The sequence below is a fragment of the Rhodococcus sp. IC4_135 genome, from assembly GCF_011602025.1.
GTDB classification, from domain to species: Bacteria; Actinomycetota; Actinomycetes; order Mycobacteriales; family Mycobacteriaceae; genus Rhodococcus_F; species Rhodococcus_F baikonurensis.
This window is the reverse complement of sequence record NZ_JAAOLG010000005.1, coordinates 198,420-212,087: the sequence shown is the minus strand read 5'-3', so window position 1 is coordinate 212,087 and position 13,668 is coordinate 198,420. Positions and strand designations below refer to the sequence as shown.

The window sequence follows — 13,668 nt, the reverse complement described above, 5'->3', positions numbered from 1 at the left end:
CCGAGGGCCGGCCAGTATTCCTCAACGGTGACCACGCCTAATCATTTTGTACGCCAGAAGGCAGAGAAGAGCAGCGATCACAAACGCTGCGGAGGCATTGAATGCCCGACCTGATGTGGTCATTTCACTGCTAAGGGCCGCACCGACCCGCCAGCTACGACAACGAACGAAAAAATCGCAATCATGCCCCCGCGAGGGCGAGGACCAGGTTCCCAACGCCGCTGGGGGACAAAGCCTTTGATGTTTCAGTCCGTCGAACCGTCCGGCTGAAAGTGCGCGTATCTACTTGAGGTGTCGGTACAGAGTGGTTCGTCCGACGCCGATGATTTCGGCGATGTCGGTGAGATGCATTCCGTTCTCCCGCATCCGTTGTGCCTGTGCGAGTTTCGTCGATGTCATCTTCGGGGGCCGGCCGCCGGTGCGGCCGCGGGCTCGTGCGGCGGCGAGGCTGACTTGGGTGCGTTCTCGGATCAGGTTGCGTTCGAATTCTGCGAGTGCGCCGAAGATGGAGAAGATTAGTTTGCCGCCGGAGGTGGTGGTGTCGATCGCTTCGGTCAATGATTTGAAGCCGACTCCGCGGGCAGCGAGATCTTCGACGGTTTGCAGCAGGTGGGGGAGTGAGCCCCCCAACCTGTCGAGGCGCCAGACGACCAGGGGGTCTCCGTCGCGAAGATGCGACAGGAGGTCCGTCAGTTGCGGCCGGGTGGTGGTTGCACCCGACGCGGTCTCGGTCCAGACCTTGAAACAGCCGGCAGCGCTCAGAGCGTCGCTCTGCGGATTGACGCTCTGAGCGGTAGTCGAGACCCTCGCATAACCCATGTCAGTTTCAGGAGTGCGCGTCATGCTTTCCTGGGGTTTCACCTCCGATTGCAGTCGTCTTCTGACATTCTGAGTGCAGAAGTGCACTGCACAATCGGTCACCCAGGCTGGGCGTTCGGAGGCTGCGATGGACGCGGACAAGTTCGACGTCGCCGAGACCGGTGTGCTGACCGCGTCGGCCGAGCAGTGGGAGCAGGCACGGACGCGGTTTGCAGTGCTCAGCGAACTAGCGGATCGATCCTCGATTGGTACCGCAGTGGTCGAGGATGCAGCGCAGCAGTTGGGGGTCTCGCCGCGGCGTGTGTACGTGCTGCTGTCCAGGCTCCGGAATGGGGGAGGGGCGGTCACCGATCTGTTGGTCTCCGCACCGTCAGGCGGGCGCGGACGCTCCCGCGTGCCGACCGAGGTGGAAGTGGTAATCGCCGAGCACATCAACCGTGACTTTCTGGCTCGCCAGAAGCTCAGTGTCGCTGCGCTGCATCGTCGTATCGCGCTCGCCTGCCGCCGCGCCGGACTCCCGATCCCAGCCCGCAACACAGTCAACGCGCGGATCGCAGCAATGCACCCGGGCCGCGTCGCACGCTCACGTGGCGGACCGGACGCGGCCCGATCGCGGCAATCCGCTGGCGACGTCCCGCCGCCGGTGACGGCCGTTCTGCAACAAGTCCAGATCGATCACACCGTGGTCGATCTGATGATCGTCGACGAATACGACCGGGCACCGATCGGACGTCCGTATCTCACGATTGCCATCGATGTCTTCAGCCGCTGTGTGCCAGGGTTCGTCGTCACACTCGATCCGCCGTCCGCAGTGTCGGTCGGGTTGTGTCTGGGCAGGGTGTGCTCGGACAAGAGCGTACGGATCGACGCTTTGGGCCTTGGCGCGGATGTGCGGTGGCCGATGGGCGGAAAGCCGCACCGCTTGTACGTCGACAACGCCGCCGAGTTCAAAAGCGAAGCGCTCCAGCGTGGTTGCGAGCAGCACGGCATCGACCTCGGCTACCGACCACCCGGCCGGCCGCATTACGGCGGGATCGTCGAACGCATCATCGGCACCGTCATGACCCAGGTCCACGAACTCCCCGGCACCACGTTCTCGAACCCAACGCAGCGGGGCAGCTACGACTCGGAGGGCACAGCAGCACTGGCCTTACAAGAATTGGAACGCTGGCTGATCCTGGCGATCGCGGCGTATCACGCGGACGTGCACGCCGGCCTGAGCCGGAGCCCGGCTGCGCAGTGGGCCAGCAGCATCGACGCCGACCCTGCTCTGCCGACGTCGACAGTGGTGGACGAGACCGCATTCCTGGTGGACTTCCTTCCGGTCATGCGGCGCCGCCTGACCCGGACAGGGTTCGTCATCGACCACATCCAGTACTTCTCCAATGCTTTGAAACCGTGGATCGCCAGGCGAGAGAAGTTGGGGCAGTTCGTGATCCGGCGTGATCCACGAGATCTGAGCAGGGTGTGGGTCCTGGACCCCGACAGCGGCGGCGGGTATGTCGAGGTGCCGTACCGGACTATGTCGCATCCGGCGGTGACATCGTGGGAACACCGCGCAGCGGTCACGCGCCTTCGAGAACACGGCCGAGCGAGCATCGACGAACACGCTCTGTTCGCGATGATCGAGCAGATGCGTCAGATAGCCACGTCCGCGCAGAGGGACACCAAACGAGCCCGACGTAATCGCACTCGCCGTGCCCACCTGAGCAGCATCGCCACACCACCGAACACGCAGAGCCCGCCCGAGCATGATCCAGGCACCGACGACGTGTCGGTTCCGATCTTCGACGACATCGAAGAATGGTGAATCGATGAACAGCGACGCCCGCAGCGCTCCCGAAGGCGACGATGACGACCGTAGCGACGACGACATCGACGTCGATCGCGCGGACCTCACCCACCTGCGAATTTCGGTCAGATCGATCGCGATTCTGCCTGCTGCACAACGCATCAAACACATTCGGGCCGAACGGTGGATCGGGTATCCGCGTGCACAGTCGGTCATCGAGCACCTCGAGACGCTGCTGGGGTGGCCGGATCGACAACGAATGCCGAACATGCTTCTGATCGGACCGACGAACAACGGCAAGTCGATGATCGTTGAGAAGTTCCGCCGTGCACACCCCACTGTCAGCTTGTCCGATCGCGAGCAGATACCGGTGTTGTGTATGCAGATGCCTCCGGACCCGGCACCCGCACGGTTCTACCTGGCGATGCTTGCTGCCCTTGGAACGCCGATCCGGCCACGGAGCCGAGTCCACGAACTCGAACAGCAAGCGATCACGCTGCTGCGAGCGACCGGGGTTCGGATGCTGATCATCGACGAGCTCCACAACGTCCTCGCCGGCCGCGACAACGTGCGCCGAGAATTCCTGAACCTGTTGCGGTTTATGGGCAACGAACTGCGGATCCCTCTCGTCGGAGTCGGTACCCGAGAGGCGTACCTCGCGATCCGCAGTGATGCACAGTTGGAGAACCGTTTTCACCCCATGACGCTGCCGATCTGGACCAACGACACCGACACCCGCTCCCTGCTGGCGAGCTTCACCGCCAGCTTTCCGTTGCGTGTGCCCTCGCACCTGACATCGGCGGAGATGACCGATTACCTCCTCACCCGTTGCGAAGGAACTATCGGCGAACTGGCCATGCTGTTGACCGCGGCCGCAGTGACCGCACTCGAAGCCGGAGAGGAATCGATCACCTCACAGGTGTTGACGCAGACCGCCTACTCCGGGCCCACCGAACGCCGCCGCCAATTCGAACGGCACCTGGCATGACACCAGCCGATGCCCCCGCAGCACGCACAGCGCTCGGCCACAGTGCGCATCCGCGGTGGCCACTGCACCCGAAACCACTACCTGGTGAGACTCTGATGTCGTGGCTGGCCCGGACCAGCGAACTGTATTCGTTGTTCAATACAGCGGACCTTCTCGACGGGCTCAGCGTCGACACCTCGGGCGTGGACCTGGACCGGCACACACCTGAGCCGGTGCTATCCGCGCTTGCCCAGAGAAGCTCCTGTACGGCGGAACGGCTGCGGGAGATGACGTTGGCGGGCTGCACGCCCTGGCTGCTCGACAGCACCGACCCCGCCGAATGCGACTTCGACACCTACGTCCACCAGTTCTCGGTTCTATTGCCACCGGGTCTGGCAATGGCCGATCGACGTCGACGCGCACCGCCCGCCGGCACATGGCTTCCCTGGGTGAGCACGTTGACGACGCGGGCATGCCCTCTCTGTATCGACGACCTCGACACAGACGCCGATATCGCGGTCATGATGGCTCAGCAATACCCGATGCTGTCCAGCTGCACGAAGCATCACTGTGGGCTCGAATTCTGCGCTGTCGTACCCGGCAGCCTGGTCTTCTGGGACAGGACACCAGCAGGTTCGGACGAACACGCAGCACCGATACCGGTCGCGGCGGCCGTCGCGGAAATCGACAGACGCTCCATTGCCGCGTTGACGAGCGGGTCGGTCGAGCTCGGCGGAGGCCGTGTTCATGCAGCGGTGTGGTTCAGGCTGCTGCGCACCGTCGTCGACGAAGTGTCTACACCGCTGGTCCGCACCGGATGGTGGGCGAAGCCACTGAGCGCGATCTGGAAATCGACAGGGCATCCTCGCCCGCTGCGGACATCGTGGGTTCCGTTCGAGGACCTGAGGTGGGACGAGCAAGCAAAAGTCCTTCTCGCAGCGGCGACCGCGATCATCGCGGTCGAGAACGATGAGATAGCCGCGAGCGGAGCTGATGCCTGCCTGCTGCGGCCGCGACGGTACGAGCCGGTCGATCCGGGGACCGCTCCGACGAGGTCTCGTAGTGCGGTACCGGTCCGCAGCGCCTGGGACGGTGTGGTGGCGGCGATCGATGCGGCGGTCGTCGCCGCCCGCGTCGACAGCGATGCCGCCCGATCTTTGTTCGGATTCGCTCGAACGGGGTGCCGGACCGAAGGTGACGTCGATGAGCTGGCCTATGCCTTCGTCGAGCTCGGTATTCGACTGGACTGGGACTGAAGCGCGCGTGATCACCACACGCATCTCTACCTTGGTTTCTACGCGGAAATCGATCGCTGCCTGTAGTCACCCACGTTATTTGTGCGGTGACCGACGAGAATTTTCCTTCCCGCACCATCTTTCGTAAATCGCCAGGTGAGCGTGGTCTCGGATCCAGAAATGTGTCGGAGATGCCCGATACAGTCCTCCCATGACAGAACGGCAGCTCGCAGGTGCCTCGATCACTGTTTCGCCCACCCCTCCGGGTGGTGCCGCAGTGTTTCCTGACCTCTCGCCCGACGTTGCGGCTCGGATCGAGCGGTCGATGGCCGCGTCGCGCTCGGTGGGTACTCGCCGGGCTTACAGCTCGGCGTGGCGACGCTTCGAAACCTGGTGCACCACCACCGGACAGATCCCGCTACCGGCGCACCCCGCGACGGTGGCGTCATACCTCGTCGCCGCGGCCGACACACTCACCGTCGACGGCACGCGGGCGTATGCGCCGTCGACATTCGGCAAATGGATTGCAGCGATCGCCGACCGCCACCGCAGCGCTGGCTGCGACAACCCGTGCGGACACGAAATGGTGAAAGCGACTCTGGCAGGTGTTCGTCGGGACTATGCGTCGGCGGGGGAGCGGCCCCGCAACCCGCGGGCGCCGCTGCTGACCTCCGACATCACCACGATCGTCGACCACGCGCGCCGCAGTGCTGTCGGGTGGGCGTCTGAGGTGCTCGAGCGCCGCGACACTGCGCTGCTGTTGATGGGTTTCACCGGCGCGTTTCGTCGCAGTGAACTCGTGGCGCTCGAATGCCGCGATGTCCGCCGCGACCGTCTCGATGGCGCGCACGTACGGATTCGGGCGTCGAAGACCGATCAGGACGGCGTCGGGGCAGTCAAAGCCCTACCGTTCACCGGCCGCCACGAATCCTGCCCGGTCTGCGCGTGGGTACGTTGGCTGCAGGTCGTCGCTGCGTTCGACACCGGCGGCAGAGTCGCCGTCATCCGACTGCTCTCTCGCGCAACAGACTTCGACTCTCATGTCTGCCGGGAAACTCTACCTACGGCCGACAGACGATCGTCACTGTTTCGATCTGTTCGCAAGAACGGCAACCTTTCCGACTCAGCCCTGTCCGGAGCTGCGGTGCATGCGGCGATCCGTCGACGAGCTACTCGAGCTGGATACGATCCCGACACCGTCGCCCAACTCGGCGGGCACTCGCTGCGTGCAGGATTCGTCACGCAAGCGTTTCGCAACGGTGCCGATGCACATGCGATCATGCGCCAGACCGGGCACACCACACCCGCAATGGTCGAAACATATGCCCGCGAGCACGCCCCTCTGGTCGGCAACGCGGTCACCGAACTCGGTCTATGACCGGGCGCGTGACTGCATCCGTGAGCGGCGGCGGGTCGACCGGGGCAGATGCTGGCCACGACGACCGCGCCGGTTCGATACGACCAGCGGATATCGCGAACGTGGCGGTGCCGAAGCGTGATCGGCACACGTGGTCTCTGTTCGAGGACTGGTGCACCGCCCATGACGAACCACCACTGACGGCCTCTTCGGATTCGCTTGCTCGGTTCCTCCACGCGCACCCCGCCGCGTCGACGACCCAACGCCGCCGGATCGCGGTGATCGACGCCGCCCATTCTCGGCAGCTGTTACCTCCTCCGGGGCGTGCGGAGATAGTTCGGGCTGCGCTGGACGTGGCGCGTACGGCGCGCCTGCACGAGCTGGCAGCCGTGATCGGCGGTATCGTCGCCCGCCTCCCCGAATCCGGTTGGCCGTCAGAACTGTTCGCGCGGCGAGACGCCCTCGTCCTGATCCTCGCTTCGACCGGTCTGCCGTACACCCAGATCGCGGCCCTGCGGCACTGCGACGTCACCGCCGATCCGAGGATCGACGCCCTTCGTATCGACACAGGCCGCGGCGTCCACACTGTCACTTCCCCCGCGCTGACGGGGGCGGGTATCTCGCCGCGGATGGTGTATCAGCGCTGGTTGGAGGTGCTGGGCCATCACACGCGGTATCCGAGCACCCGAATGCTCGCCGACGCTCTCGATGGCGTGGGCGGTACCGGGCTCAGCGGATTCGACCGGTACGTCGATCCGGCCGATCGACAGCCGCTGTCGACTGCCATCGACCGGTGGGGCCACACCCCGTTGACTGCGACCCCACTGACGTTCCGTGCGGTCGCCGACATCGTTCGTGCCCACCTGGACGGGCGAGCACCTGTGCACCGACTCCACTCGGTGCAGGCACGGCAACCGAGCGCACATCTCGTCCCGCAGCCCGCCTCGGCTTCGGTACTCGACCCCGGATACTACGAACACGGGACCCGGGCACGCCGGGACGCACACGAGCTACTCGGTGGCGTCGATTCAACGCTCGACGACGTCGAAGACCGTGCGGATGCACTGCTGAAGCGGCTTCTCGAGTTCGTCGAGGCAGAAGTGCCGAAATATGGTCGGCCGCTCGTGCCGCGGCCATCGTCCTTGCCCGTTCAGGACACCTTTCGGGCGTGAAGACGCTCGACGAGACCGAGAGTGAACCGGTCGATGTCCTCGATAGAGAAGCTCTCGTCACCGGTGATCGCGATCGAGGGCCGGCGCAGAAAGTGCTCGCCACCGATCGGGATGCTCACCAGTTCCAGGGCGCGTTGGATCCATCGAACCGGCCTGATCGACGAGGCGACGTGATCGGCGAGGAGCAACGTTCCACCCGGACGCAGCACTCGCGACATTTCCGCGAGCGCGATGTCCGTGGCGGGGATGGCGCAGAGCGAGAATGTGCACACCACCGTGTCGAAGGATGCATCGGGGAAGTCCAGAGCGTGAGCGTCCCCGAGCGTCAGGTGCGCATCCGGTCTGACGTCGGCGGCGCGAGTGTGCGCCTGTGCGAGCATGTCCGGGCTCAGCTCGATTCCGGTCAATGATGTCCCTGCCGGGTAGTGCTCGAGATTGAGCCCCGTTCCCACTGCGACCTCGAGAACCTGGCCCCGCGCGCGACCACAGATCCAGGACCTGGTGTCGCGGAAGAGGACTCGGTCGAGGAAGGTCATGTGCTTGTCGTAACCGGCCGCTTGCTTGTCCCAGAATCGCTGCCATCGGGCGAGGCGGTGCGTCGAATCGCCGACCATCGCTCAGTACTCCCGGCCGCGAGCGATGGGTGCCGCGGCGGTGCGTGAGGCCTCGGACTCGGGGTGCGCCGCGAGATAACGCTTCTTGACCAGTTCCGATTCCTGCGCTTTGCGGGGGTTCGTGAGATCGCGGGGCAGCATGTGTCGCACGAGGCGTCGTTGCCGATTCTCTTCCATATACGAGGCGGTGAAGAACACCGAGAGCAGGACCGCCAGGAGCACCATGGCACCACGCAGCCACAGTTCACCCGGAAAGAACATGAACACGGCATAGATGGGAAGAAACGGAACCTGGCCGCGAATCAGGTGCCGAACCACGGCGTGATCGCCCGTCAGATCGTGGGCCACCCAGTCCGTCATGGTCGAGGGCAGAGTGCGGCCGAAGGCGTAGCTGACCCACTGCCACGGCGTAGGGCGGGTCCTGTCGCGGTTCACCGGGTCGGCGTCATTGTGCTCTGGCGCATCCCCAGCCGCCGCATTGCCAAGCTGGCCGGGCACCATCCGACTGCCGAGTACAGCAGCAGATTCCCGCCGACGAATGCTGTCAGGGCATGCCAGCGGCGGTCGTGAAGGGATCCGGCGGCGAGGCTGGCGAGGACCATGGTGCCCGCCAGCGCGGGGACTGTGCGTTCGATACTCGGTCCGCCGGGACCGGTGGGAGTGTCGGTGCATGACATGCGGTAGATCCTCGCTTCTCTGCGTGTGGTGCGGTCGTCCGTGCATACCCTAGGGGGTAGATGCGATGATACCAGCATACCCCTGGGGGTACTGTGTTACGGTTCCTTCATCATCCCGACCAGTAAGGACACGATGTGAGTTCTACGGACGTTCGAACCGACGAGAGTTCTGCAGACAGCTCGCCGCCAGGGATCACCGGCGGGCCGCTGGCGCGATTCGGTGCGCGCATGGCAGGCAACTTCAAATGGGTGGTCACCGCGTGGCTCGTGGTCATCATCGGATTGGGAGCGTTTGCCCCGTCGGTGTTCGGCTCTCTCGCCGGTGCCGGTTGGCAATCCAACGGATCGGAGTCGGTCCAGGTTCGCGAACTCGCACAGGAGCACTTCGGCGGCAACTCTTCTGCCGCGATACAGGTGGTCGTGCACTCGGACACCGAGCAGGTGACGGATCCCGCTGTCGCGGCGGTCATTTCCGAGGTCACCGACATTCTGGCCGCTGACTCGCGGATTTCCGAGGTGATCCCCCCGCAACCGGGGATGTCGATCAGCCCCGACGGGCACACCGGAATCCTCATCGGTGGAGCGAACGGGACGACCGACGAGATGGTGAAGGCCGTCGACGATCTCAAGGGCGACTTGACCGCAGCCTCCACGGACTCGATCGAGGTCTACCCGACCGGAGCATCGGCACTGTGGAGTGACTTCAACAAGGCCAACCACGACGCGATGATCAAGGCCGAAATCATCTCCTGGCCCGTCACATTGGCGATCATGGTGCTCGCGTTCGGATCGCTCGTCGCGGCAGGTCTGCCCCTGCTGTTGACGCTGGCCGGTCTGGTCGCATCTGCGGGTGGCTTGGTTCTGCTGAACGAGATCACGCCGATCTCGGTGTGGGCCATGAACTTTGCGATGATGTTCGCGCTGGCGCTCGGTATCGACTACGCGCTCTTCCTCGTCGTTCGTTTCCGGGATGCGCTCCGCAAGACCATCGACGCCGGACGGATCGACCCGCAGCGTGCAGTGGCAGAAACGATGGACACGGCAGGCAAAGCAGTCCTGCTGTCCGGCCTGACCGTGCTGATCAGCCTGTCCGCTGTACTTCTGGTACCTGCACCTGCGGTTCGCACGATGGCCGTGGGCATCATGCTCGCGGTGGTGTTCGTTCTCGCTGCCACCCTCACACTGCTCCCCGCAGTGCTGGGCAAGCTCGGACCGAAGGTCAATGCCGGCTCCCTCCCGTACGCGAAGCGACAGGTGCACCGCTCGCCGAAATTCGCGTCCTGGGGTCAGTTGCTGCACAAGCATCCGTGGCCGTTCGCCATCGGCTCGTTGTTGATTCTGGTGGCGCTGTCGATTCCGGCGCTGGGTCTCAAGGTCGCCATGCCGTCCATTTCGGTTGTGCCCGAGGACGCTCCGGTCCGCCAAGGCTACGAATTGGTGCAGGCTCAGATGGGTGAAGGTGCACCAGGCATGCTGCAGATCATCGCTCCCACGGCGGAGGCGGAGCAGACCGCGCAAATTGCGGCAGGCGTGGACGGTGTGTCGATGGTGACGCCGCCCATGCCCGCCATGGACGGATCCGACTTCGTCATGCTGCAGGCCATCCCGAACGTGGACCCGTCGGACCCCGCACTCGAGACCACACTCGACGCCTTGCGTGCCGAGCTGCCCGAGGGAGCGATCGTCGGCGGTGCACCCGCGGAGAACCTGGACCTGCAGACCGCGTTGAACGAGTATCTGCCGATCGTGGTGTCGGTGATCCTCGTGCTCGGGTTCCTGCTGTTGCTGATCGCGCTACAGGCACCGCTGATCGCCCTGCTGGGGACCGTGGTCAGCCTGCTGTCCACCGGAGCGGCATTCGGTGTGGCGAAGCTGATCTTCCAGGACGGTCACGGGGCGTCGTTGCTCGGATTCACGCCGCAGGGATTCCTGAACGGCTGGGGACCGGTGTTCTTCTTCGCGATGATCTTCGCAATCGCGATGGACTACACGGTGTTTCTGCTGTCGAGCGTCAAGGAACACTACGAGAACACCGGTGATCCACACGGTTCTCAGGTCGACGGAATGGCGCACTCGGGACGAGTGATCTTCGCGGCGGCCGCGGTGATGATCGCAGTGTTCTTCTCGTTCGCGCTCGCCGAACCACTGCCACCCAAGGAGATGGGCATCATCCTCGGCGTCGCCGTACTGCTGGACGCCATTCTCATCCGCTTGGTTCTGCTGCCGGTGTTGCTGCGCCTGACCGGCCACGCCGCATGGTGGTCACCCACGTGGCTACGAGCAGTACTACCCAAGATCGGCTTCTCGCACAGCTGAGTGTCACCGATCTCGAACAACACAGTGGTGGCCGATACCGTCCGGCGTCGGCCACCACGACCACTGTTACCCCTAGGGGTAACCTGGAGCTTCATCGAACGAAGGATTGAACGACATGACCGGTGACACCGAAAGCATCTCGTTGGTACTGAACCGTCTGCGGCGTGCGCAGGGTCAGCTCGCAGGAGTGATCTCGATGATCGAGAGCGGCCGTGACTGCAAGGATGTCGTCACCCAGCTGGCCGCGGTGTCGAAGGCTCTCGACCGGGCAGGCTTCAAGATCGTCGCCACCGGACTGCGTGAGTGCATCACCGGGGCGGAAACAGGGGAGAAGATGAGCGAAGCGGAGCTCGAGAAGCTCTTTCTCGCCCTCGCCTGACAACGGTCCGATCACCCCCGCATCGATGCACGGGGGTGATCGGAGCGAGGCAGGACAGCCGGTTCGAGGTGGGGTGATCGGGCCCGCGACGTGTCAGCCCCTGTGCGCTGGACCGGGCTGCTCGGGTGGGCGGGTGAACACCACACGTGCCCAGAGGACGGTGGACAGCAGGGCTGCCACCGCGCCCAGATACAGGCCGATCGATGGACCCGCCACCGTCGCGGTCGGTGCCAGTGACTGCCGCGCCCAGATCGCGAGCACACCGAACACCGTGGTGACACCGTTGCCCGCCAATGCCAGAGCGGCCCACCGAAAACGCCGAACCAGACGCGCGATCGAGGCCGCTACGACGGTGAACGTGAGAGTGAATGCGGTGAACAGTGTCGCCAACACGCCCGCTGATTCCGCGTCGGCGCTTTCGGTGCGCAGAAGAACGTCGTACCCGTGTGCGCCGCCGGTGTGCGGAAGCACCACTCCGAGCACGGCCGCCGACACCAGAACGAGCAGATACGGGGTGAGCCGGGTGACCACGACCTCCGGTATCACGCGCCGTTCGATGGCCTCGAACACCGACCGGTAGTGGCTCAGGTCGCCCTCGCGGTCGTAGCTGTGCGGCGGTCGACCGTTCACGCTCGGCCGGTGAGAATGGCATTCCAGTACAACGCCGGCAGTCCGCGTCTCTTGAGGAACCACATGTCGCGGCGTTCGCGGGTGGTGTCGATCAGCGGTATCGAGGGAGCCAGCTGCATCGTGTAGTCGAACTCGGCCAGAAGCATCGTCTTGCGAGAGGTGGTCAAGGGGCAGGAGGCGTACCCGCCGTACTGTGCGGTCAGTGGACGGCAGGCGATGCTCGCCTGCAGGTTCTCGGCGACCACGGGTGCTTGCTTGCGGATGGCGGCACCGGTCTTGGAGTTCGGTGACGATCCGGCGTCACCGAGGGCGAAGACGTTGTCGAATCGACTGTGCCGCAGTGTGTTCTTGTCGATCTGGACGTATCCGGCTGGATTCTCGGGGTCCGCTATGGGGCTGGCCTTGATCCAGTCCGGTGCGGATTGGCGCGGTACGACGTGGAGCAGGTCGTAGGGTAGCTCGTCAGTGGTACCTGCACTGTTATCAGTGATCGTCACCGATCGGCCGTCCGGGTCGACAGCGGTGACTTCGCTGTTCTTGCGCACCTCGATGCCGTAGCGCGCCACGACTCGTTCGAGCTCCTCGGCGAACACCGGTACCCCGAACATTCCGGGTGTGGGTAGGACGAGGACAACTCGGATGGCGTCGAGCACGCCCTGCTCTCGCCAGTAGTCGGCCGCAAGGTACGCGATCTTCTGCGGAGCACCCGCGCATTTGATGGGGCCGGACGGCATCGTGAACACGGCGGTGCCCGACCGCATCTTCTGAATCATCTGCCACGTCTTGGGTGCGAGATCGTAGCGGTAGTTGCTCGAGACCTGCGGGGTGTCGATCGATTCGGCCATACCGGGCACGGAGTCCCAGTCGAGCTGGATGCCGGGGCACACCACCAGGTGGTCGTAATGGATCGTAGTTCCCGAGGAGGTGCTGACCGTCTGGGCATCCGGGTCGACCCCCTCGGCGCGATCCTTGATCCAGCCGACGCCCTGGGGCATCACCGACGCCTCGCTACGCGCACTTTCCGCGGCCGGGGCGCGGCCTCCACCGACGAGCGTCCACAAAGGTTGGTAATAGTGGGTCTCTGCCGGCTCGATGATGCCGATGTCGGTCATTCCTGCTCGCCGCAGACGTGCCGCGAGCGAAATACCGGCGTTACCTCCGCCGATGATCGCGACTTTGTGGTCGATGGTGTGCGCGGACATGTGGTCCTCCTGTTCGAGACACGAGCTCGGTGAGCTGTCTCGATTTCGGTTGGTGCCGGGGTAGTTCAGCTCGACGTCGGTGTGGGCGCGAGCTGAGTGGTCACGACATTGGTGGTCATTGAGGCCAGGTGCACTGCATCCACAGCAGTCGTGCTGGAAGGTCATTCCGGCGTTCGAGCAGGTGGTGCAAGGACACGTGCCGAGGTGTACGTCGCCCTCTCCTTGATTGATCGTACGGATGTACGTACATTATGGATGAGGCTAGTCGCCGATTCCGGCAAACGCCACACTCGGGACGAATGAAGTTTCCTCGTCCATCCCGAGTCGGCGAGTGCCGGACGGCTGAGGAGGACGTGATGGTCGGCAACCGCTGCGGTGTCGCTGTAAGTCGTCGCGGCTCGCTGGATCGGCCGGTTCCCACGCCCCTGGGTGTCCGTTGGTATGCCGACCCAATCCACCTCCACCCCGTGAGATCGGGAGCGTGCGCCTCGCCGCACAGGACCTCTTG

General features: G+C 64.4%; 13 protein-coding genes. 7 read left to right on the top strand and 6 right to left on the bottom strand.

Translation table 11 applies throughout. The features are described 5' to 3' along the window. Window positions 1-282: 282 nt before the first annotated feature. The gene (locus G8767_RS12930; RefSeq protein ID WP_240952211.1) at window positions 283-843 is read right to left on the bottom strand and encodes a recombinase family protein; all 561 of its coding nucleotides are present in this window, start codon (window positions 841-843) and stop codon (window positions 283-285) included. Between the two features lie 103 nt (window positions 844-946). Here G8767_RS12930 and G8767_RS12925 point away from each other — a divergent pair, with 103 nt between their 5' ends. The 5 genes from G8767_RS12925 to G8767_RS12905 all read left to right on the top strand — a co-directional run bounded on the left by G8767_RS12925 (window position 947) and on the right by G8767_RS12905 (window position 7,342). Then, entirely contained in the window at window positions 947-2,629 is a 1,683-nt protein-coding gene (locus tag G8767_RS12925; RefSeq protein ID WP_030537353.1) for a Mu transposase C-terminal domain-containing protein, read from the top strand. A 4-nt stretch (window positions 2,630-2,633) separates the two neighbouring features. Then, window positions 2,634-3,599 (top strand): TniB family NTP-binding protein, encoded by a 966-nt coding sequence (locus tag G8767_RS12920; protein WP_225320204.1) that lies wholly within the window; start codon window positions 2,634-2,636, stop codon window positions 3,597-3,599. Next, window positions 3,596-4,834: a TniQ family protein gene (locus G8767_RS12915; RefSeq protein WP_030537355.1), complete on the top strand. Its 1,239-nt coding sequence runs from the start codon at window positions 3,596-3,598 to the stop codon at window positions 4,832-4,834. The genes G8767_RS12920 and G8767_RS12915 overlap by 4 nt, the downstream gene beginning before the upstream one ends. A 190-nt stretch (window positions 4,835-5,024) precedes the next feature. Further along, on the top strand, window positions 5,025-6,191 hold the full coding sequence (locus tag G8767_RS12910; RefSeq protein WP_166810379.1) for a site-specific integrase: 1,167 nt from the start codon (window positions 5,025-5,027) through the stop codon (window positions 6,189-6,191). 8 nt (window positions 6,192-6,199) lie between these two features. Next, window positions 6,200-7,342, top strand: a complete 1,143-nt coding sequence (locus G8767_RS12905; RefSeq protein WP_206029277.1) for a recombinase — start codon at window positions 6,200-6,202, stop codon at window positions 7,340-7,342. Here the strand turns inward: G8767_RS12905 and G8767_RS12900 are convergent. From G8767_RS12900 to G8767_RS12890, 3 genes are read right to left on the bottom strand one after another with little or no spacing between them, the layout of a single operon-like run. Further along, entirely contained in the window at window positions 7,321-7,956 is a 636-nt protein-coding gene (locus G8767_RS12900) for a class I SAM-dependent methyltransferase (RefSeq protein ID WP_166810378.1), read from the bottom strand. The two genes, G8767_RS12905 and G8767_RS12900, sit on opposite strands and share 22 nt — an antisense overlap. 3 nt (window positions 7,957-7,959) lie before the next feature. Continuing rightward, window positions 7,960-8,391: a DUF5313 family protein gene (locus tag G8767_RS12895; RefSeq protein WP_166810377.1), complete on the bottom strand. Its 432-nt coding sequence runs from the start codon at window positions 8,389-8,391 to the stop codon at window positions 7,960-7,962. Then, on the bottom strand, window positions 8,388-8,633 hold the full coding sequence (locus G8767_RS12890) for a DUF2892 domain-containing protein (RefSeq protein WP_166810376.1): 246 nt from the start codon (window positions 8,631-8,633) through the stop codon (window positions 8,388-8,390). The genes G8767_RS12895 and G8767_RS12890 overlap by 4 nt, the downstream gene beginning before the upstream one ends. 135 nt (window positions 8,634-8,768) lie before the next feature. Between G8767_RS12890 and G8767_RS12885 the strand changes: the two genes are divergently transcribed. Next, entirely contained in the window at window positions 8,769-10,949 is a 2,181-nt protein-coding gene (locus G8767_RS12885) for an MMPL family transporter (protein ID WP_166810375.1), read from the top strand. Window positions 10,950-11,064: 115 nt separating this feature from the next. Next, a complete protein-coding gene (locus G8767_RS12880; protein WP_166810374.1) occupies window positions 11,065-11,328 on the top strand; it encodes a metal-sensitive transcriptional regulator in 264 nt (87 codons plus the stop codon). Window positions 11,329-11,421: 93 nt separating this feature from the next. Here the strand turns inward: G8767_RS12880 and G8767_RS12875 are convergent, their stop codons facing one another. Further along, window positions 11,422-11,958: a hypothetical protein gene (locus G8767_RS12875; protein WP_166810373.1), complete on the bottom strand. Its 537-nt coding sequence runs from the start codon at window positions 11,956-11,958 to the stop codon at window positions 11,422-11,424. Next, window positions 11,955-13,160, bottom strand: a complete 1,206-nt coding sequence (locus G8767_RS12870) for an FAD/NAD(P)-binding oxidoreductase (RefSeq protein WP_166810372.1) — start codon at window positions 13,158-13,160, stop codon at window positions 11,955-11,957. The genes G8767_RS12875 and G8767_RS12870 overlap by 4 nt, the downstream gene beginning before the upstream one ends. Window positions 13,161-13,668: the final 508 nt, after the last annotated feature.